Genomic DNA, 20,406 nt, shown 5'->3' with positions numbered 1-20,406 from the left:
GCTGCCGGGAGCAGGTGTATGAATAGTTATCATAAGCTACTTGCTGGGCCCATTACGCGGCTCCGGCAACCCATCCCTTTAGTACGATCTACTATCTTGTTGCGCGACCTCGCTGCCGTCGAGGTTTCGAGCGTCGGCGGCAATCTGCAAGATGCATCCGCGCCACACGACTGGACGCGTTTCAGTAGCTCAGATTTCGACGGTTCATGCCACGTTTTGCGGTAATTCCTGCTGGTTCTTGGCCGCGTCGTATGTCAGCTGCAATTGCAGCTGGGTATTGCGGCGAACCAACCGCTGAGGCCTTCCTCAAGCGTGTCGGGAAAGAGTATCCTCCGCCCCGGATATCAGAGGGGCGCCGCCGGTTATGGCTCAGGGACGACCTGGACGCGGCAATCCTGCCGCAGGAAATGGTCCCGGCAACCGACATCGCCGCGGATCTGTGACCGTGAAGCTGCCTCGCCACGTCATCCCAAAGAAACTGGCGTCCGGAAAGACAGCCTTCTACTACAACGTCCCTACCCGCTATCGGAAGATGAGTTGCCCGGTGCCGAACGAGCCACTGGGCACCGATTACGCGGAGGCCTGCGGCGAAGGCGGCCGTGCGGCGACGCTGAATGGCCTCTTCGACGAATGGATGGATGGCCACAAGGGTCTCCCGATCTCGAGCGTGTCCGCGCCCCGGATCGGAACCATCGACTGGCTGTTTCGGGAGTACCGACAAAGCCGCGCCTACCTTGAGAAGGTCAAGCCTCGATCGCGCCGAAATTACGAATGGAACATGCGTGAGATTTGCGACACGCTCACCAAGCGCGGTGATCGGGTCGGCGGCCGGCCGATCAAGTCGGTGTCGCCGCTTGGCGCGGACAAGCTGTACGATGCGTTCGTGAAGGGAGGCAAAGGCAACCGCCTACGGACCGCTGAAAAGCTGGTCGTGCTGTGCCGTAAGGCTTGGCGCGTCGTCCACCGCATTCACCCCGCCGAATTTCCGTCCGACATCCCGAACCCGTGGCTGGGCGTCACGATGGCGACCCGCGTCAAGCTAGTGAAGCACGCCGTCACGCGAGAGCAGGTTTACAAGTTCGCGCACGGCTGCGTGGAGCGCGGCGAGCATGAGTGTGGTGCTGCTGCTGTCATCTGTTTCGAGTGGCTGCAGCGCCCAGAGAATGTGATCGCCGGCCATATCAAATGGACGGGCTACCGGACCGGACCGAAGCCGACGATCCGGATTGAGCACCACAAAACCGGCGCCGTGATCGACCACCCGCTGGAGGAGCACTTGCCATCCGGCGAGGTTGTGAAGTTCTATGAGGAAGCCGAAGGCGTGCTCGCCAAGCTGACACGCCGCGGCGTGCCGATGATCTTGCGGGAGATTGTCCCCAAGCGCCGTAGCTCGGATAAGGATCAAGAGATCGTCTCCAAACCATACTCGTTCTCCGGCATGCAGAAGATCGTTCAGCGCATGAGGAAGGAGATCGGTCTGCCGAAGGAGTTCACCTTGGACGCTTGCCGGCACGGCGGAATGACCGAACTCGAGGAGGCGGAACTGACCGAGGGACAGGGCCGCGCGCTCTCGGCTCACCGCACCCGGGAAAGTTATGCCGGGTACGCCAAGCGGACCGAGGCACGAATGCTGTCGGCGACTCGGAAGCGCCACGCGCACATGCTGGCGAACCAAACGGCAACAGATGTTCAGAATGCGCGGGCGGACGGCGTTCAGAATACGGACAGAATACAGAACAAGAACCATCAAAAACAGCCTGATAAATCAAAGCGATAGGATGGCTGGGGCGGGAGGGATCGAACCTCCGAATGGCGGAATCAAAATCCGCTGCCTTACCGCTTGGCTACGCCCCAACGCGACGATTTGAAGGCCACGTCGGTCTATAGGGTGCAACAGGCCATTTCAACAGGGCGGCGATCGAAAAGGCGCGAAGGCCGCAGGATGATGCCGTTGCTCGATGACGGAGCGGCGGGGCCACGGCCGAAACCGCCCGTCCCCGTCGCGCGAACCCGCTGCCAGTTGAGAGGCCGCTTGTTTCGTGGGATGACAATTTGCAAACGCCTCGTCGGGAGTAACGCCATGACCTACCGTGCGCCGATCAACGATATCCTGCTGTCCCTCAATCATGGAGCGGGGCTCGCCGCGGCCGTGGAGGCCGGCCATTACGGCGATTTCGACGGCGATATCACGGCTGCGGTCCTGGAAGAAGCCGGCAAATTCGCCTCCGATGTGCTGGCGCCGCTGAACAAGGTCGGCGACGAGCACGGCATCAAGCTCGACAACGGCAAGGTGACGACCGCGCCGGGCTGGCCCGACGCCTATCAGCGCTGGACCGCCGCGGGCTGGAACGCGGTGTCCGGACCGGAAGCGTTCGGCGGCCAGGGCCTGCCGCTCGCAATCAACGCCGCCTGCACCGAGATCTGGAGCGCATCGAATGTCGCCTTCGGCCTCTGCCCCTTGCTGACGCTGTCCGCGATCGAGGCGCTCGATGCCCACGGCACCGCGGCGCTGAAGAAGATCTATCTCGAGAAGCTCGTCACCGGCGAATGGACCGGCACGATGCAGCTCACCGAGCCGAATGCCGGCTCCGACGTCGGCGCACTGCGCACCCGCGCCGAGCGCGCCCCCGACGGCACCTACCGCATCAAGGGCACCAAGATCTTCATCACCTATGGCGAGCACGACATGACCGACAACATCGTGCACTTCGTGCTCGCACGATTGCCCGATGCACCTGCCGGCACCAAGGGGATCTCGCTGTTTCTCGTTCCGAAATTCATGGTCAATGCCGACGGCTCGCTCGGTGAGCGCAACGACATCCATGCCTCCGGCGTCGAGCACAAGCTCGGCATGCACGCTTCGCCGACCTGCACCATGACCATGGGCGACAAGGGTGGCGCGATCGGCTACCTGATCGGCGAGGAAAACCAGGGCATGCGCTGCATGTTCACGATGATGAACCAGGCCCGCCTCGGCGTCGGCCTCGAAGGCGTCGGCATTGCCGACCGCGCCTATCAGCAGGCGCTGGCCTATGCGCAGGAGCGCCGGCAGGGCAAGGCGATCGGCCACAAGGGCGACGGGATGGATCCGATCATCGTGCATCCCGACGTCAAGCGCATGCTGATGCAGATGCGCAGCATGACGGCGGCGGCGCGCACGATCTGCTACGCCACCGCGGTCGCGCTCGACGTCTCGGTGCGCGCCAAGGACGCCAAGGTGCGCGCCGATGCGGCGGCGCGCGGCGCGCTGCTGACCCCGATCGCCAAGGCCTTCTCCACCGACATCGGCAACGAGGTCGCCTATCTCGGCGTGCAGGTCCATGGCGGCATGGGCTTCATCGAGGAGACCGGCGCCGCGCAGCACTACCGCGATGCCCGCATCACCTCGATCTATGAGGGCACCAACGGCATCCAGTCGATCGACCTCGTCACCCGCAAGCTCGGCGCCAATGGCGGCGCCTCGGTCTGGGCGCTGCTCGACGAGCTCGCCGCAATCATCAAGCAGGTCGAAACCTCCAACGATCCGGCGTTCGGCACCACCGGCGCCAAGCTGCGCGAGGCCCACGCCGCGCTCGAGCGCACCAGCAAATGGCTGCTCGAGCGGCTGGCCTCCGCGCCGAACGAGGCGCTCGCCGGCGCGACACCCTATTTGCGGCTGTTCGGCGCGACGCTCGGCGGCTGCATGCTCGCCGGCGAGGCGCTGGCCGCCAAGGCCAACGGCGAAGCCGAACCGCAGCGCTATATCGCACTGGCGCGCTTCTTTGCCGAGAACATCGCCGTGCAGGCGCCGTCGCTGGAGAAGACGGTGACCGAAGGTGCCGAGGCGGTCACCGGCGCTGATGCGGTGCTGGCGGGGTAGTTCGCCCCACGTTCTCTCCGCCGTCATTGCTGTCGATAGCGCGCAGTTGGTCATGCACGGCGTGGATAGCGGCGACTGGCAACGTGTGTGCCATCTAGTTTCGAAACACGAGGCAGCGCCCGCCGATTGCCTCGAGTCGCGCGCACAGCTGGTTGGCTCGCTCCCGGGTCGTCTCGGCGACCCGGAGCAGATACCAGGATGCCGAGCCAGGTCCGGCCCTGAGCGTTCTCAGAACAAGAGGTGCGCGATCGCCGAGCACGGGCGCGAACCGTTTCTGAAGCTGCTGGTAATCCGCGAGTACCCTGGATTGCGACGGGCCGCCGGCCAATTGAAGTCCCCAAGGTCCCCATGCAGCTTGCTGTGCAATTGTCACGGACTCTCTTGGGACCGCAGGAAGCGCCCTGATAAGCATGCCGCGCACAATGTCGCTGCAGGCCATCGCAGCGTCCGTGTGGACTCTGTCCTCTACCGAATTCTGCGCCCATTCCTCAACAGACTTGCCGGTAATGATCCTGACATAGGCGCGTGTTTCGCCGGGCAGGTTTCCACGTCCCGCCAGCCAATCCTGAACGCGCCGTGGGCCACCGTTATAGGCAGCCGCGGCAAGGCCAAGATTGCCAAACTGCTCGCGCAGCTCGCGGAGCCAGCGGGCCGATTCTTGCAAGGCAGGCAATGGCTCGAACGGGTCAGCCAGACCGCGCCAACGCGCGGTGCCGGGCATGAATTGGGCAATGCCCTGGGCACCGGCCGGACTGACTGAACTGGGATCGAAGTTGCTTTCCTGCCAGATCAGCCGGACGAAGAAATCCGGCGGCAAGCCGTTCTCTAATGCGGCCTGCTCCAACGCCTTGCAGTATTGTTGCGGCCCATCGAGCTTGGGCCCCGATGGTGGTTGCGCCGGAAGCGGAACGGATGAGGGTTGCTGGTCCGGCGCCGACCGGACGGCCTGACCATTGCTTTCTCCGATATTCGTGTTCGGACGCGATGTTTCCGTTTGCGCTGGCCCAGCGTCTCGCGCGGCCGGCGTCACCGCTGGATTGCCGATGGGTTCGGCGTTTGCCAAGCGGACGAACAGCAGCAGGCAAGCCGAGCCGATAGCCGCTCGTGGAAATCGATGAACCCGCCGCGGCCTGAAAATCGACTGCATGAAGCGATTATCAAGATGAAGTTCGTGTCCGTTATCATATCATCGGCGCGCCTCCGGCGGGCAGAAAATTTGGTTGATATCCGGACACAAAGGGTTAACCGAGCCGCGCAAAGCGATCATGCCCGACCGGGACGCCGCCTCAAGCATGCGGATGCGTGCCGTCTAGTGGTCGGACAGGCTGCCGACGATCGATGCGCGGCGGGACAATTCGATCCAGTTGCCGTCGGGATCAAGGATCATGGAAATCCGCGCGACCTCGCCAAGCGTCACCGGCGCGAGGCCCTCGCGCACGCCCTTGGCGCGCAGTTCGTCATGCACGGCGTCGATATCGGCGACCTGCAGCGTGATGTAGCGCCAGCCGCGCGCCTGCCGAATTGGATCGACGGTCGCGGCACGATCTTCCCTGAGCAGGATGAGGCTGTCGCCGAGGCGAAACGCCGGACCGCCCCACCATGATTGCTCGGCAAAGCCGAGAATGTCGCCGTAGAACCTGCGATGCGCGGCGAGGTCGCGGACGGCCATGGAAACGGCAATTTGGGTGATGCCGTCATGTCCCGGCGTGACCAGGCAAACACGATTGCCGTCAGGGTCGGCCATGCGCTGCGGCGTTTCGACGCCCTCTCGCGCAATCATCAGCTCGCGATAGCCGCTCGGTGCCGCATCCGGCAGCAGATCGACATGATGGTTGAGCTTGATGACCGATCCGTGCGCGTCGTGCCGGTACTGCTTCTGGCCGCGGCGGATCGGCTGCACATGGTCGAAGCGAAGCCCGGCATCCTGCTGCCAGAACCGCAACATCGGTTCGAGATTGTTCGAGGAAAGGCCGATGTCGATCACGTTCTTCGCAAGCTGCATGTCCGGTCTCCCCAGCCGCCATGTGCGCTCGCCGCGCCGGCTCAGCCGGGGAAGCGATCGCCAAACATCGGCAAGCCGCTGCGCGACTGTTCGCGCTTTGCCTCGTCCTGGATGACGTCCCAATGCTCGGCGAGCACGTCCCCCTCCATTCGCACGATATCGGCGACGACCCACGCCGCCGGCAAACCATGACCGCTGAACCGGCCGTGCAGAATGACGAAATCGCCGCTCGCCGCGCCAACATGGTTCTCATAGCGCAGCGTCGCGGGCAAGCCCTTGACGAGATCGAACAGCCCGTCCCGGCCCGGCGCAATGTGCGCGCTGTGCTGGATGTAACGAGGCGACCAGAGCCGCTCGGCGGCGGCATAGTCGCGCTTGTTGAACAGGGTATCGAATGCGTCCAGCACGAACTGGACGCGGCGATCCTGGTTCGACGCGTTCATGGCTACGCTCCCTTGACGAAATCAGGGTTGCTTCCGCACCAGCGGGATCTGCAGATTGGTCGGGCGGTTCTGCTCGGTATCGAAGCCGCGGCCGTCGACATTGCGGGCGCCCCAGAACAGCAGATCGCCCCTGAGAAAGACGAGGTCGTATTCCATGAAGCTGGCGCCTTCCTTCAGCGCAAAGGGCGCGAAGGATTTGCCGAAGATGCTCTGCGGCGCGTCGACCGCCCACGGCAAATAGCCGGCGGAAGCGACCTTGTTGAGCACATCGGCAAAGCCCTGCGTCAGCGGCATCACTTCATAGGCCTCGTCGGCGATGAAATCGACCTTATGCGCGCCCGGTGCGATCGGATGTGCGCCCTGCCACTGCATGTGCCCAACGATCCGGATCCGCGCCAGCGGCGCCTTGCCATACGGATCGGCCGAGTTGACGACCACGAGCTCGAAGCGATCCGAGGACTGGTAAGTGAAGGCACGCTTGAGATAGAACGGCTTGATCGAGCCATCCGGGCTCTTGCTCGGCCGGATCTCGGGCGCGATGCTCTCCCAGCTGCCGGCAAGTGCCCGCTTGATCGTTGCGACGTCGTTATCCATGGCGCTTGCCCTCGTTTGATCGCCGGATTGCGCCGCGGCGCTGCCGAGCCCCGTCAGCACCAGCAGCAATGCTCCGAGGCTTATCCGCATGCGCACTCCGGCTTGGCTTCGCACGGATCCTCTGCCTGCGAGGCAGAACCCGCAATGGGAATACGCTTCGCTATAGAGCGCGCTGGCCTGCTTGAAAAAGACTTTGTAAGCTGGCCCCATGCCTGCGAGACATGGCCGAGACATTGCAACGAAACTTGGCAGGCTGCACTGGCAAGCTGTGATCGGGAGACGGTGATGGAGCTCCGGCATCTGCGCTACTTCGTAGCCGTGGCCGATGCAGGCAGCCTGACGGTTGCCGCCGAGCAGAAACTCCACACCTCGCAGCCCTCGCTCAGCCGGCAGATCCGCGATCTCGAACAGGAGGTCGGTGTGCAGCTGCTGAACCGCGGCGCCCAGGGCATCGAGCTGACCGCGGCCGGCAGGGCGTTTCTGGATCACGCAAGAATGGCGCTGTTGCAGGCCGAGGCTGCCAAGGAAGCGGCGCTGCGCGCAGCACAGCCGCCGAAGCCCGTTTTCTCGCTTGGCTTCCTGTCAGGCGCCGAAATCGATCTGCTGCCCGAGGTGACCCGCGTGCTGCGCGAGGAATTTCCCGGCATCGACATCCGCCTGTCGAGCGATTACTCGCCTTTGCTCGCCAAGGCCCTGATGCGACGCAAGCTCGACGCCGCCTTCATGCGGTCGGACGACAACATGGAAGACCTCGCCTGCAAGCGCGTGCGCACCGATCCGCTGGTCTTCGTGTTTCCGAGCAACCACCGTTTGGCAGCGCAGGCCGCCATCGCGCCGGAAGACATCGGCAACGAGACCTTCTATCTGCCGTCCAAATCGGCGCCGGCGGTGCGCCGTGTCGTGCTGGACTATTTCAACCGCGCCGGCATCGATCTCAAGCCGGAGCACGAGGTCCACAATGTCGTGCACGCGATATCGATGATCACCTCCACGCATGCGGTAATGCTGCTGCCGGCCTACACGGCGCGCTATCTGCCGGATACGATCACCACCCGCCCGGTGCAGGGAGAGGCGCCGACGCTGGACCTGGTGCTCGCCTACCACAAGGCCAACAAATCGCCGATCCTGAAGCTCTTGCTGTCGCGGGTCGGCCGGCTGGCCGCGGCGCCTGCCTGACCCATTCAATCCAGTGAGGACCGATATGCCGGCGAGCCTCGTTCAGACTTTTCGTGCCCTTGCCTACAACAATGCCTGGGCCAACCATCGCCTGCTCACGGCCTGCGGCGGTCTCAGCCAGGCGGAATTTGCCGCCGCGCGGACCGGGTTCTTCCCGAGCCTGCAGGCGACGCTGAACCACATCCATGTCGTCGACCTCTTCTACATCGACGCGCTCGAAGGCGGCTGGCTCGGGCCGAAAGCGTGGGCCAACGAAGTACCCTGCCCGTCGGTCGCCGAGCTGAAAGCTGCGCAGCGCGCGATCGACCAGCGCCTGATCGTTCATTCCGATGCGCTGACGCCTGAACGGCTCGATGATGCCGTCAAAGTCAATCGCGACACCACCGTGCAGACCGAGCGGCGCGACCGTCTTCTGATGCATCTATTCCAGCATCAGATCCATCATCGCGGCCAGGCCCATGCGATGCTCTCGGAAACCTCGGTCAAGCCGCCGCAGCTCGACGAATTTTTCTCGGCCGGCGAAGCCCCGCTCCGGGCAGCCGAGTTCAAGGACCTCGGCTGGAGCGAGGCCACGGTGTGGGGCGGCTGAGGGCGAGCTTCCGGGCAACGTGGATTGGTTCCCGATCCGGAACGAGGTCTTGAATACCGAGGCCTCCGCGCTCACCTCTGGTGAAACGTGGGGAACTCTATCAATGCCTTTTGCCAATCATCGGGGCCAGCGCATCCACTACACCATCGAGGGATCCGGGCCGCTGATCGTGCTGCAGCACGGCCTGCTGCTCGACGCCGCGAGCTGGAAGCAATGCGGCGTGGTCGACGCGCTTGCCGATCGCTTTCGTGTCGTCTGCGTCGATTCGCTCGGGCACGGCTTGAGCGACAAGCCCGCCGACCCGGCGCTCTACAATCAGGCGCAGCGCGCCGGCGACATCGTTGCCGTGATCGACGATCTCGGCGGCGAGCGCGCGCATGTGGTGGGACATTCGATGGGCGGCTGGGTCGCGGTCGGCGTCGCCCGGTTTTTCCCGACGCGGCTGGCGTCGCTGGCGATCGGCGGCTGGGACTTTCTCACCGGATTGCCGCGCGGCAATGCCGGCCCGCTGACCTATGGCGCCTTCATCACCTTTGCCCGCCGCACCGTGCCGCAGCTCGCCGAATGGGTGACGCCGGATCTCGAAGGCGGCGTGCGCGCCTGCTTCGATGCGCTCGGTCAGGTCGACGGCGCCAAGGACGCCGTGCTCTCCTCGCGCGTGCCGGTGCTGCTCTGGAACGGCCAGGACGACGGCCCGCATGCGCCGATGCAGCGTTTTGCAGCTGAGAACGGCCTCTATGCGATGTCGGTCCCCGGCGATCACCTCGGCGCGCTGCTTGAGCACGGCGCCGCGATCGGCCGCGGCATCGGCTCGTTTGTCGGGCGCGGCTAGAGCGTTTTCGAGCGAAGTGGATACCGGTTCGCGTGAAGAAAACGCGTCAAAACAAGAATTTAGAGCTTCGGTTCTGATTCTATCAGAACCGAAGCTCTAGGCCGGCTCCGGCATCAGCGCGAGTAGCTTGTCGAGCGTGATCGGGTATTCGCGCACGCGTACGCCGGTCCCATTATAGACCGCGTTGGCGACTGCGGCGGCGACGCCGCAGATGCCGAGCTCGGCGACGCCCTTGGCCTTCATCGGCGACGACATCGGGTCGGTCTCGTCGAGGAAGACCATGTCCTGATGCGGAATGTCGGCATGAACCGGCACCTCGTAGGCGGCGAGGTCGTGATTGACGAACAGGCCGTGACGCTTGTCGACCACCAGATCCTCCATCAAGGCCGCGCCCACGCCCATCGTCATCGCACCGATCACCTGGCTGCGCGCCGCCTTCGGATTGAGGATGCGGCCTGCCGCGCAGACCGCAAGCATCCGCCGCACGCGAATTTCCGCCGTGTCGGCATCGACGCCGACCTCGACGAAATGCGCGCCGAAGGTCGATTGCTGATAGGTCTTGGCGAGGTCGCCATACTCGATGGCGTCCTCCGCGACGAGATCGCCTCCACCGGCCGCCTGCGCCAGCGGCACGCTGCGATTGCCGGAGCGGACCACGCCGTCGGCAAATATCGCCTCTGCCGAGTTGAAACCGAGCTTCTGCGCAATGGTCTCGCGCAGCTTGACGCAGGCCGCATAGACGCCGGCGGTGGAATTGTTACCGCCCCACTGCCCGCCTGAGCCGCAGGATACCGGGAAGTCGGAATCGCCGAGCCGCACGCCGATCTTGTCCAGCGGCACGCCCATCATCTCGGCGGCGGTTTGTGCGATGATGGTGTAGGAGCCGGTTCCGATGTCGGTCATGTCGGTCTCGACCGTCACCGTTCCCTGCTGGTCGAGACGAACGCGCGCCGCCGATTTGGTCACGAGATTGTTGCGGAAGGCGGCGGCAACGCCCATCCCGAGCAACCAGCGTCCATCGCGGACCTGGCCGGGTTTCGGGTTGCGCTTGCTCCAGCCGAACCGCGCCGCGCCGTCGCTCAAGCACTGCACGAGTTGCCGCTGCGAGAAGGGCCGCTGCGGATGCTCCGGATCGACCTGGGTGTCGTTGGTGATGCGCAGCGCGACCGGATCGACACCGAGCTTCTCGGCGAGTTCGTCGATCGCGATCTCGAGCGCCATCATGCCGGAGGCTTCTCCGGGAGCACGCATCGCATTGCCCTCGGGCAGATCGAGCGCCGCCAGCCGCGTCGCCGTCATCCGGTTGGCGCCGGCATAGAGCAGCCGCGTCTGGCTCACCGCCATCTCGGGCTCGCCCCCGCTGACATTGCCGGACCAGCTTTCATGGCCGATCGCGGTGATCCTGCCGTCGCGCTCGGCGCCGATGCGGATGCGCTGGATGGTCGCCGGCCGGTGCGTGGTGTTGTTGAACATCAGCGGACGTTGCAGCGCGACCTTGACCGGACGGCCCGCCGCGCGCGCGCCGAGCGCGGCGAGCAGCACGTCCGCGCGCAGGAACAATTTGCCGCCGAAGCCGCCGCCGATATAGGGCGACACCACATGGACATTCTCCCTGGAAATACCAAGCGTCTTCGCCAGGTCCTCCGCACCCCAGGCGATCATCTGGTTCGAGGTCCAGACCGTGAGCTTGTCGCCATTCCAGGCCGCGATCGAGGCATGCGGCTCCATCATCGCGTGGCCCTGATCGGGCGTGGTGTAGGTGGCGTCGAGCTGCACGGGCGCTGCGGCGAAGGCGGAGGCGAAATCGCCGACGGCGGTATCGGCCGGGCCGCCAAACGAGGGGTTCGGCGTGCTGGTCTTATCTCGTTCAGCGGCAAGATCGAATTTGCCGTCGCCCTTTACGTAATCGATCCGGACCAGTTGCGCCGCGGCGCGCGCCTGCTCAAATGTCCCGGCGACGACGATGGCGACGGCCTGGTGGTAATGCGCGATCTCGGGCCCGCCGAGCAGCGGCGCCGCGTTGCGCTCGCCCTTGCCGAGCTTGCCGGCGTTGTCCGCAGTGACGATGGCGAGCACGCCGGGCGCAGCCTTCGCCGCTTCGAAATCAATCGCGGCGATCCGGCCTTTGCCGATCGCGGAGCCGACCACATAGCCATAGGCCTGGTTGGCCACGACGTTGTGCCGCTCATAGGCGTAGGGCGCAGTGCCCGTGGTCTTCTTGGGCCCTTCGATCCGGCTGGTCGGATGACCGATCACCCTGAGCTGATCGATCGGGTTGAAGGTCGCGGGATGTTCAAAGCGCATGTCCTAATTCCTCATCTCAAGCCCTGGCCTCGCGCAGCACCGCCGCCAGCGTTCGCTCGGCGAGCGGCAGCTTGTACGCATTGTCCCTGGTCGGCCTTGCATCGGCGAACAGCCGCGCCGTGACCGCCTTGGCGCCATCAGGCAACTCCGCCTCCGCCGCCTCGACCCGCCACGGCTTGTGTGCGACGCCGCCGAGCGCGACGCGGCCGGTGCCGTCGCGCTGCACGATCGCCGCGACCGAGACCAATGCAAAGGCATAAGAGGCGCGGTCGCGGACCTTGCGATAGGCCTGCGTGCCGCCGACGGGTTTTGGCAGCGTCACCGCGGTGATCAATTCGCCGGCTTGCAGAGTGGTTTCGATCTCGGGACTGTCACCGGGCAAGCGATGCAGGTCCGCGATCGGGATGCTGCGCGTGGTGCCGTCTGGCCGCACGGTCTCAACCATCGCATCGAGCGCGCGCATCGCCACCGCCATGTCGCTCGGGTGGGTCGCGATGCAGGCGTCGCTTGCACCGACCACCGCATGCTGACGGCTGAAGCCGCCGATCGCGGCACAGCCGCTGCCGGGCTTGCGCTTGTTGCATGGCAGATTGGTGTCGTAGAAATAGGGACAGCGCGTCCGCTGCAGCAGATTTCCCGCAGTCGTCGCCTTGTTGCGCAGCTGGCCCGAAGCGCCGGCGAGCAGCGCGCGCGACAGCACGCCGTAGTCACGCCGCACGCGCCGATCCGCGGCCAGGTCGGTGTTGCGCACCAGCGCGCCGATCCGCAGGCCGCCGTCCGCGGTCGCCTCGATCCGGTCGAGCGCCAGGCCGTTGACGTCGATCAGATGGGCCGGCGTCTCGATCTCGAGCTTCATCAGGTCGAGCAGATTGGTGCCGCCGGCGATGAACTTTGCGTTCGCGGTGCCGGCGGCGGCTGCGGCCGCGGCGCCCGGCGAGCTGGCACGCTCATAGCTGAATGATCTCATGCGCTCCTCCCGGCGACTTCGCTGATCGCCTCGGCGATGTTGGAATAGGCGCCGCAGCGGCAGATGTTGCCGCTCATGCGCTCGCGAAGCTCGGCATTGGTCAATCGCACCGGCGCATTCAAATCGGCCGTGACATGACTGGGGATGCCGGCCTTGACCTCGGCAAGCACCGCGACCGCCGAGCAGATCTGGCCCGGCGTGCAATAGCCGCACTGATAGCCATCGTGCTCGACGAACGCCGCCTGCAGCGGATGCAGCCCGTCCGGCGTGCCGAGACCCTCGATTGTCGTGATCTCGTCGCCCTGATGCATCACGGCGAGCGTCAGGCATGAATTGATCCGCCGTCCGTCAATGATCACCGTGCACGCACCGCATTGGCCGTGGTCACAGCCCTTCTTGGTACCGGTCAGGTGCAGATGCTCACGCAAGGCATCGAGCAGCGTGGTCCTGGTATCGAGCTCGAGCTGATGGGTTTCACCGTTCACGTCAAAGGATACTCTCGTCATCACGGGCGCTCCGGTCGGGGCAGATTGGGCGGCCGCGGGCGGCGGCGGCGCGATCGACGACGACGCAAGCGAGGCGGCTCCAACAACCAACAGATGGCGCCGGGATAGTTCCAAACGTCCGGAGATCTGCATGATGCTCTCCTCTCACGCGAGCCGGCGCCTCAGGGACGGAACCGAGCATGAGCTCTGCATGGGCTGCCGGGCTGCAGGGGTGAATGCCGCGGACCACGAAATGTTTCTCGCCGGAATACCGGCGGGCCAGCTGCGCCATCGTGGCGCGGCCAATCTGCGCGGCATCACCGTGCAGGTCCGCCCCACGACCAAGGTCCCCTGCCCGGAGTCACAAAATTCCGGTTAACTGCATTGCGCCGTCCTCATGCTCGTCCAAGAGTATCGTCCAGGAGGAAAAGCGTCGCGGAACACGCTGGAGCTCTTGGGGCTCGCACGGGATCATGTAGGATGGCTACACGACCTCCACCGGCGACGATGCCGGCCGACCCTGGGACCGCTTGATGACCGCGCATGTCATAGTGACCGACGAAGCCGCCACGCGCGTGATCCGGCTGCGCAGGCCCGAGAAGAAGAACGCGATCACCCAGGAGATGTTTCGCGCGCTCAGCGATGCGATCGACAAGGCGCAGAACAATCCAAAAATCCGTTGCCTGATCATCACCGGCGGGTCAGGCGTGTTCACGGCCGGCAATGACATCGAGGACCTGCTCGAGCAGGGCACCTCGAGCGGCGAGACGCCGCCCGCCTCCGACCTGGTCAAGTTCCTGTACTCACTGGCCCACAATGTGAAGCCGATCATCGCCGCCGTCGACGGCGTCGCGATGGGCATCGGCACCACGATGCTGTTCCACTGCGACTATGTGCTGGCCAGCAAGGCCGCGCTGTTCTCGACGCCGTTCTCCAATTTCGGCCTGGTGCCGGAAGGCGCCTCCAGCCTGTTGATGCCGCGCATGATGGGCCACCAGCGCGCCTTCGCGATGCTGGTGATGGGTCGCACCATGTCGGCCGACGATGCCCGCGTCGCCGGCTTCGTCAACACCGTGGTCGCGCCGGGCCATGCCGAGGTCGAGGCGCACAAGGTGGCGCGCGAGATCTGCGCGCTGCCGGCCGAGGCGGTGGCGATCTCGCGGCGGCTGATCCGGCTGCCGCCGGAGGACGTCACCCGCCGCATCGAGCAGGAGAACCATCTGTTCAGCGAACGGATGCGTTCCAAGGAAGCGGTCGACGCCTTCCGGGCATTCATGGCGCGCACGAAGGATTGAAACGAAGCGTCGCAAAATTGTAGTGGCGTCGCGCCATGATCGTGTGTTCCATGGACCGGTCATGAGACAGCCCCGCCTCACACCTCTCGCCGCCCTCTGCGCACTCGGACTGGTCGCGGCAAGCCCCTTCCTGGCGCAGAGCGCCGCAGCGCCAGTCGACTTGCGCATTCTCGCGATCAACGATTTCCACGGCTATCTGCGGCCGCCGCCGGGCGGCATCCGCATCACCGATCCCGCTGATCCGACCAGGAAGATCATGGTGCCCGCCGGCGGCGCCGAGCGGGTGGCAACCGTTGTCAGGCAGCTGCGGGTAGGACACAAGAACAGCATCTTCGTCGCGGCCGGCGACCTGATCGGCGCGAGCCCATTCCTATCGGCGATGTTTCACGACGAGCCGACCATCGAGTCGCTGTCGATGATGGGGCTTGCGATCTCGTCGGTCGGCAATCATGAATTCGACGAGGGCAAGGACGAGCTGCTGCGGATGCAGAATGGCGGCTGCCATCCGGTCGACAAGTGCCAGGGGCCGCACCCCTTCACCGGCGCCAAATTCCGCTATCTCGCCGCCTCTACGATCGACAGGGCCACCGGCAAGCCGGTGTTTCCGCCCTACGAGATCAAGGAATTCGACGGCATTCCGGTGGCCTTCATCGGGCTGACGCTGAAGAACACGCCGAACCTGGTGTCGCCGGCCGGCGTCGCGAGCCTCGAATTCCGCGACGAGGCGGAGACCGTCAATGCGTTGATCCCCGAACTGAAGGCGCGCGGGGTCGAGGCGATCGTGGTGCTGATCCACGAAGGCGGGTTTCCAACCGGCGGCTATAATGAATGTCCCGGGATCTCCGGGCCGATCGTCGACATCGTCCACAAGTTCGACAAGGCGGTCGACGTCGTGATCTCCGGCCACACCCACCAAGCCTATGTCTGCGAGATCGACGGACGTCTCGTCACCTCCGGCGACAAATACGGCACGCTGGTCACTGCGATCGATCTTCAGCTCGATCCGAAGACCCGTGACGTGATCAGCGCTAAGGCCGACAATACCATCGTGCGGATCGCCGGCACGGCCAAGGATCCCGAGCAGAGCGCGCTGCTGGAAGCCTATGACCGGCTGGCCGCGCCGATCGCCAACCGCGCGGCAGGCTCGGTCACGGAAACGCTGTCGCGTACGCCCGCCGAGACAGGCGAAAGCCCGCTCGGCGATATCGTTGCCGATGCACAGCTGCTCGCAACCAGCGCTGAGCCCAACGGCGGCGCGTTGATCGCCTTCACCAATCCCGGCGGCGTGCGCACCGATATCGTCAGGCGCGAGGACGGCGCGGTCACCTATGCCGATATCTTCGCAAGCCAGCCGTTCCGCAACCAGCTCGTGACGATGACGCTGACCGGCAAGCAGCTGAAGGACGTGCTGGAGCAGCAATGGGCCGACCCTAAACGACCGCGCGCCCTGCAAGTTTCAAGAGGCTTTGCTTATGCGTGGGATGCGAGCAAGCCCGATGGCGCGCGCATCATCGCCGCGCGGATGTCGCTCGACAGCAAGCCGATCGATCCGGCCGCGAGCTACCGCGTCACCGTGAATAATTACCTCGCCGAGGGCGGCGACGGCTTCACGGTGTTCAAGGAAGGAACAGCGCAGCAGTTCGGCATCTACGACGTCGATGCACTCTATGCCTACTTCAAGGCCAACAGCCCGGTCGGCCCGGCGGCCGGAAAGCGGATCGAGCGGATCAATTGAGCCGGCAGCAGCACGCGAAGCTTTGCCCAACTCCGAGGTGTCATACCCCGCGCATGCGGGGTATCCAGTACCCTGCGGCCGCGTGGTTCCTCACTGACGCCGCGGCGTACTGTCACTGACGCCGCGGCGTACTGGATGCCCCGCATGCGCGGGGCATGACAGCCCATGGATTTCGATGAGGATCAGGATCGAAGCTGGGCCCTTTCCGGTAGGCCGGTAACGGCCTAGATTAGGAACTGTTCGCGCATGATCTCGTCCGGAAAACCGCTGCGCACGTTTCCGGATCATGCGTCCTCGCACGCGCCTCCATGGCGCCGGGAATTTGCATGACACTGCTTCTGACGCACCCCGCCTGCCTCGATCACCTGACCCCGCCCGGACATCCCGAACGCCCCGACCGGCTCCGCGCGGTTGCCGAGGTGCTCGGCGAAGACCGCTTCAAGACGCTGGTCCGTGATCTCGCGCCGGAAGGCGACCTCGACACCGTGCTGCTCTGCCATGGCGAGCATTATGTCGGCGAGCTGCGCCACATCGCGCCCACTTCGGGCATGATCTATGTCGACGGCGACACCTCGATGTCGCCGGGCACCTGGGAAGCCGTGATGCGCGGCGTCGGCGGCGCGGTGGCCGCCGCCGATGCTGTGATGGAAGGCAAGCATCAAAACGCCTTCGTCGCGGTGCGCCCGCCCGGGCATCACGCCGAGAAATCGACGCCGATGGGCTTCTGCTTCTTCGACAATGTCGCGATCGCCGCGCGCCACGCGCAGCGCAAATACGGCATCAAGCGCGCTGCGATCGTCGATTTCGACGTCCATCACGGCAACGGCACGCAGGATATCTTCTGGGCCGACCCGACCGTGATGTATTGCTCGACGCACCAGATGCCGCTGTTCCCGGGCACCGGCGCTGCCGGCGAGCGCGGCGAGCACGACACGGTCGTCAACGCGCCGCTGGCGCCCGGCGACGGCGGCGCCAAGTTCCGCTCCGCTTTCGAGAACCTGATCCTGCCGCAGCTCGAGAAGTTTTCCCCCGAACTCGTCGTCATCTCCGCGGGCTTCGACGCACATCACCGCGATCCCTTGGCCTCGATCAACCTGACGGGGGAGGATTTCGGCTGGGTCACACGCAAGCTGATGGATCTCGCCGACAAGAGCGCCGGCGGCCGCGTAGTCTCGGTCCTGGAAGGCGGCTATGACCTGCAGGGTCTGAAAGAGTCGGTGGCTTCTCACGTCACCGCATTGCTGGGCGCGTAAATCCCCGCCACAATACGCCCGCAAAAATTCGATTGATTCTGCGCCGGGGCGAGCATGGCCTGCGACAGGTCATGCTTGGACGACTAGATCAGGTTGCGATCTGATCCGCGCAATCGGGAACGCAAAGAATGGCCGAAAACACTCAAGCCGACGTGAAGAAGCTCTCCTTTGAACGGGCGATCGAGGAACTCGAATCGATCGTCAAACGGCTCGAGGACGGCAAGGTCCCGCTTGAGGAATCGGTCGCGATCTACGAACGCGGCGAGGCGCTGAAGCGGCGCTGCGAGGAATTGCTGCGCCAGGCCGAGGCCCGCGTCGACAAGATCACCACCGATGCCTCCGGCCAGCCGACCGGCACCGAGCCGCTCGACGTGCAGTAGCGCCGGAAGGCGCCGACCACCACGACCGTGCGACATGATGTCCGCGACCGCGGGCAATTGTTGCTGCGTATTTCCGGAAATCTGTTGCGCCGCAGGGGTGACCGCGGCGATCGGGTGCGGCTGCGAATCAGGCCGATCCGGACCGGCTGGCTGCCGCAAAAATGGGCGAATTGGAACCTGACCTCGGTCCAAGCATTGAAAAATCTAGGTTTTTCAATGCACCGCATAGGAACCCTGCGCCCCCTATCGGGTTGGCTTTGGCTACAGCTTTGGTGTAATGCTTCCAGTTCTATGGGCATTTGAGGTTGGCGGGCGGCCCGAATTTTTCGGGCGGCAAGCATCTCAAATGGTTCGACAAAACTGAACCGGGACGGGTGAAGAGCGACCAAGGTGATGCATATCACGTGGTCCAATCCGGAGTGAATCTAGGCTTACAACCAGGCACGGCCTGCCGGGGCGGGACCCAGTGTCTGGCATTCGCTGCGCGGTGTGCGCGCCAACCCATCTCGCGTCGGGCCGTTCGTTCCGACAGGCAAAAATTGGAAATTCGCTGTGACCACATTTAGTAAAACGCCGCTTCTTGACACTATTCACACGCCCGATGACCTGCGCAAGCTGAAGGTCGAGCAGGTGCGGCAAGTTGCCGACGAGCTCCGCCAGGAAACCATCGACGCCGTGTCGGTGACCGGCGGCCATTTCGGCGCCGGCCTCGGCGTGGTCGAACTGACCACCGCCATCCACTACATCTTCGACACCCCGCGCGACCGCCTGATCTGGGACGTCGGCCACCAGGCCTACCCGCACAAGATCCTGACCGGACGCCGCGACCGCATCCGCACGCTGCGCACCGGCGGCGGCCTCTCCGGCTTCACCAAGCGCACCGAGAGCGACTATGATCCGTTCGGCGCCGCGCACTCCTCGACCTCGATCTCGGCCGGCCTCGGCATGGCCGTGGCGCGCGACCTCTCCGGCGGCAAGAACAACGTTATCTCCGTGATCGGTGACGGCGCGATGTCGGCGGGCATGGCCTATGAGGCGATGAACAACGCCGGCGCGATGAACTCGCGCCTGATCGTGATCCTCAACGACAACGACATGTCGATCGCGCCGCCGGTCGGCGCGATGAGCGCCTATCTGTCGCGTCTCTACTCGGGCAAGACCTACCGCTCGCTGCGCGAGGCGGCCAAGCAGATCAACAAGCGGCTGCCGAAGATCCTCGCCAACCGCGCCAACCGCGTCGAGGAATATTCCCGCGGCTTCATGATGGACGGCGGCACGCTGTTCGAAGAGCTCGGCTTCTACTATGTCGGCCCGATCGACGGCCACAATCTCGACCATCTGCTGCCGGTGCTGAAGAACGTTCGCGACATGGAGACCGGGCCGATCCTGGTTCACGTCGTGACCCAGAAGGGCAAGGGCTACGGCCCGGCCGAAGCCTCCGCCGACAAGTACCACGCCGTCGTCAAGTTCGACGTCGCGACCGGCACCCAGGCCAAGGCCAAGCCGAATGCGCCGGCCTACCAGAACGTGTTCGGCCAGAGCCTCGTCAAGGAAGCGGAGAAGGACGAGAAGATCGTCGCCATCACCGCGGCGATGCCGTCGGGCACCGGCGTCGACATCTTCAACAAGGCGTTCCCGGACCGCACCTTCGATGTCGGCATCGCCGAGCAGCACGCGGTGACCTTCGCCGCCGGCCTCGCCACCGAAGGCTACAAGCCGTTCTGCGCGATCTATTCGACCTTCCTGCAGCGCGGCTACGACCAGGTGGTCCATGACGTCGCGATCCAGAGCCTTCCGGTCCGCTTCGCGATCGACCGCGCCGGTCTGGTCGGCGCCGACGGCGCGACCCATGCGGGTTCGTTCGACAACGCCTATCTCGGCTGCCTGCCGAACTTCGTGATCATGGCCGCCTCCGACGAGGCGGAAATGGTCCACATGGTGGCGACGCAGGTTGCGATCAACGACCGTCCGAGCGCGCTGCGCTATCCGCGCGGCGAGGGCCGCGGCGTCGAGATGCCGGAAGTCGGCGTACCCTTGCCAATCGGCAAGGGCCGTATCATCCGCGAGGGCAAGAAGGTCGCCCTGCTCTCCTTCGGCACCCGCCTCGCCGAGTGCGAGAAGGCGGCCGACGAGCTTGCCGCCCACGGCCTCTCCGCCACGATCGCCGATGCGCGCTTCATGAAGCCGCTCGACGAAGAGATGATCATGAAGCTCGCGCGCGACCACGAGATCCTGATCACGATCGAGGAAGGCTCGATCGGCGGCTTCGGCTCGCATGTCATGCAGTTCCTGTCGGACAACGCGATGCTCGACGGCGGGATGCTGAAATTCCGCTCGATGATCCTGCCCGACGTGTTCCTCGACCACGACTCGCCGGCGGCGATGTATGCCCGCGCGGGTCTCGACGCCAAGAGCATCGTTGCCAAGGTGTTCGAAACCCTCGGCAAGGATTACAAGACCGAGACCGTCAAGCTCGCGTAATCGTTCCGGGC

General features: G+C 64.8%; 18 protein-coding genes and 1 tRNA gene. 11 read left to right on the top strand and 8 right to left on the bottom strand.

Translation table 11 applies throughout. The features are described from left to right. Nucleotides 1-445 precede the first annotated feature (445 nt). Nucleotides 446-1,777, top strand: coding sequence for a hypothetical protein (locus ABIB78_RS24090; protein WP_429029083.1), 1,332 nt, complete (start codon nt 446-448; stop codon nt 1,775-1,777). Between the two features lie 2 nt (nt 1,778-1,779). On the opposite strand, the gene ABIB78_RS24085 is transcribed toward ABIB78_RS24090, so the two are convergent. Then, a tRNA-Gln gene (locus ABIB78_RS24085) sits at nt 1,780-1,854 on the bottom strand. Between the two features lie 226 nt (nt 1,855-2,080). Between ABIB78_RS24085 and ABIB78_RS24080 the strand changes: the two genes are divergently transcribed. After that, nucleotides 2,081-3,859, top strand: coding sequence for an acyl-CoA dehydrogenase (locus tag ABIB78_RS24080; protein WP_429029082.1), 1,779 nt, complete (start codon nt 2,081-2,083; stop codon nt 3,857-3,859). A gap of 94 nt (nt 3,860-3,953) precedes the next feature. Here ABIB78_RS24080 and ABIB78_RS24075 read toward each other — a convergent pair whose 3' ends face one another. The 4 genes from ABIB78_RS24075 to ABIB78_RS24060 form a co-directional block, all read right to left on the bottom strand. Further along, the gene (locus ABIB78_RS24075) at nt 3,954-5,006 is read right to left on the bottom strand and encodes a lytic transglycosylase domain-containing protein (RefSeq protein WP_429029081.1); all 1,053 of its coding nucleotides are present in this window, start codon (nt 5,004-5,006) and stop codon (nt 3,954-3,956) included. A 162-nt stretch (nt 5,007-5,168) separates the two neighbouring features. Then, nucleotides 5,169-5,861: a VOC family protein gene (locus ABIB78_RS24070; protein ID WP_429029080.1), complete on the bottom strand. Its 693-nt coding sequence runs from the start codon at nt 5,859-5,861 to the stop codon at nt 5,169-5,171. A gap of 41 nt (nt 5,862-5,902) precedes the next feature. Further along, nucleotides 5,903-6,304, bottom strand: coding sequence for a nuclear transport factor 2 family protein (locus ABIB78_RS24065; RefSeq protein ID WP_429029079.1), 402 nt, complete (start codon nt 6,302-6,304; stop codon nt 5,903-5,905). A 21-nt stretch (nt 6,305-6,325) separates the two neighbouring features. Then, complete coding sequence (locus ABIB78_RS24060) at nt 6,326-6,988, bottom strand: hypothetical protein (RefSeq protein ID WP_429029078.1); 663 nt, start codon at nt 6,986-6,988, stop codon at nt 6,326-6,328. Between the two features lie 195 nt (nt 6,989-7,183). Between ABIB78_RS24060 and ABIB78_RS24055 the strand changes: the two genes are divergently transcribed. From ABIB78_RS24055 to ABIB78_RS24045, 3 genes are all read left to right on the top strand, one after another. Then, the gene (locus tag ABIB78_RS24055; protein WP_429029077.1) at nt 7,184-8,074 is read left to right on the top strand and encodes a LysR substrate-binding domain-containing protein; all 891 of its coding nucleotides are present in this window, start codon (nt 7,184-7,186) and stop codon (nt 8,072-8,074) included. A 25-nt stretch (nt 8,075-8,099) separates the two neighbouring features. Next, nucleotides 8,100-8,663 (top strand): DinB family protein, encoded by a 564-nt coding sequence (locus tag ABIB78_RS24050; RefSeq protein ID WP_429029076.1) that lies wholly within the window; start codon nt 8,100-8,102, stop codon nt 8,661-8,663. Between the two features lie 103 nt (nt 8,664-8,766). Then, nucleotides 8,767-9,495, top strand: a complete 729-nt coding sequence (locus ABIB78_RS24045; protein ID WP_429029075.1) for an alpha/beta fold hydrolase — start codon at nt 8,767-8,769, stop codon at nt 9,493-9,495. Between the two features lie 96 nt (nt 9,496-9,591). Here the strand turns inward: ABIB78_RS24045 and paoC are convergent, their stop codons facing one another. The 3 genes from paoC to paoA are packed head-to-tail and all read right to left on the bottom strand — an operon-like array spanning nt 9,592 to nt 13,404. Next, complete coding sequence (gene paoC, locus ABIB78_RS24040) at nt 9,592-11,799, bottom strand: aldehyde oxidoreductase molybdenum-binding subunit PaoC (protein WP_429029074.1); 2,208 nt, start codon at nt 11,797-11,799, stop codon at nt 9,592-9,594. A 16-nt stretch (nt 11,800-11,815) separates the two neighbouring features. Continuing rightward, nucleotides 11,816-12,766 (bottom strand): FAD binding domain-containing protein, encoded by a 951-nt coding sequence (locus ABIB78_RS24035; RefSeq protein WP_429029073.1) that lies wholly within the window; start codon nt 12,764-12,766, stop codon nt 11,816-11,818. Then, the gene (gene paoA / locus ABIB78_RS24030) at nt 12,763-13,404 is read right to left on the bottom strand and encodes an aldehyde dehydrogenase iron-sulfur subunit PaoA (RefSeq protein ID WP_429029072.1); all 642 of its coding nucleotides are present in this window, start codon (nt 13,402-13,404) and stop codon (nt 12,763-12,765) included. The genes ABIB78_RS24035 and paoA overlap by 4 nt, the downstream gene beginning before the upstream one ends. On the opposite strand from paoA, the gene ABIB78_RS24025 reads away from it, so the two are divergent. The 6 genes from ABIB78_RS24025 (at nt 13,403) to dxs (ending at nt 20,395) form a co-directional block, all read left to right on the top strand. Then, nucleotides 13,403-13,630, top strand: coding sequence for a hypothetical protein (locus ABIB78_RS24025; RefSeq protein ID WP_429029071.1), 228 nt, complete (start codon nt 13,403-13,405; stop codon nt 13,628-13,630). The genes paoA and ABIB78_RS24025 overlap by 2 nt on opposite strands. Nucleotides 13,631-13,784: 154 nt before the next feature. Then, nucleotides 13,785-14,546 (top strand): crotonase/enoyl-CoA hydratase family protein, encoded by a 762-nt coding sequence (locus ABIB78_RS24020; RefSeq protein WP_429029070.1) that lies wholly within the window; start codon nt 13,785-13,787, stop codon nt 14,544-14,546. A 61-nt stretch (nt 14,547-14,607) separates the two neighbouring features. Continuing rightward, nucleotides 14,608-16,281, top strand: coding sequence for a bifunctional metallophosphatase/5'-nucleotidase (locus ABIB78_RS24015; RefSeq protein ID WP_429029069.1), 1,674 nt, complete (start codon nt 14,608-14,610; stop codon nt 16,279-16,281). A gap of 326 nt (nt 16,282-16,607) precedes the next feature. After that, nucleotides 16,608-17,534: a histone deacetylase family protein gene (locus ABIB78_RS24010; protein ID WP_429029068.1), complete on the top strand. Its 927-nt coding sequence runs from the start codon at nt 16,608-16,610 to the stop codon at nt 17,532-17,534. Between the two features lie 128 nt (nt 17,535-17,662). Continuing rightward, nucleotides 17,663-17,914: an exodeoxyribonuclease VII small subunit gene (locus ABIB78_RS24005; RefSeq protein ID WP_028334494.1), complete on the top strand. Its 252-nt coding sequence runs from the start codon at nt 17,663-17,665 to the stop codon at nt 17,912-17,914. A gap of 552 nt (nt 17,915-18,466) precedes the next feature. Then, nucleotides 18,467-20,395, top strand: coding sequence for a 1-deoxy-D-xylulose-5-phosphate synthase (gene dxs / locus ABIB78_RS24000; RefSeq protein ID WP_429029067.1), 1,929 nt, complete (start codon nt 18,467-18,469; stop codon nt 20,393-20,395). The last annotated feature ends 11 nt before the right edge of the window (nt 20,396-20,406 follow it).

It is taken from the genome of Bradyrhizobium sp. I1.14.4, assembly GCF_050435825.1.
Taxonomy (GTDB): domain Bacteria; phylum Pseudomonadota; class Alphaproteobacteria; order Rhizobiales; family Xanthobacteraceae; genus Bradyrhizobium.
The sequence above is the reverse complement of the archived record's forward strand: the minus strand, read 5'-3'. Positions and strand labels throughout refer to the sequence as shown.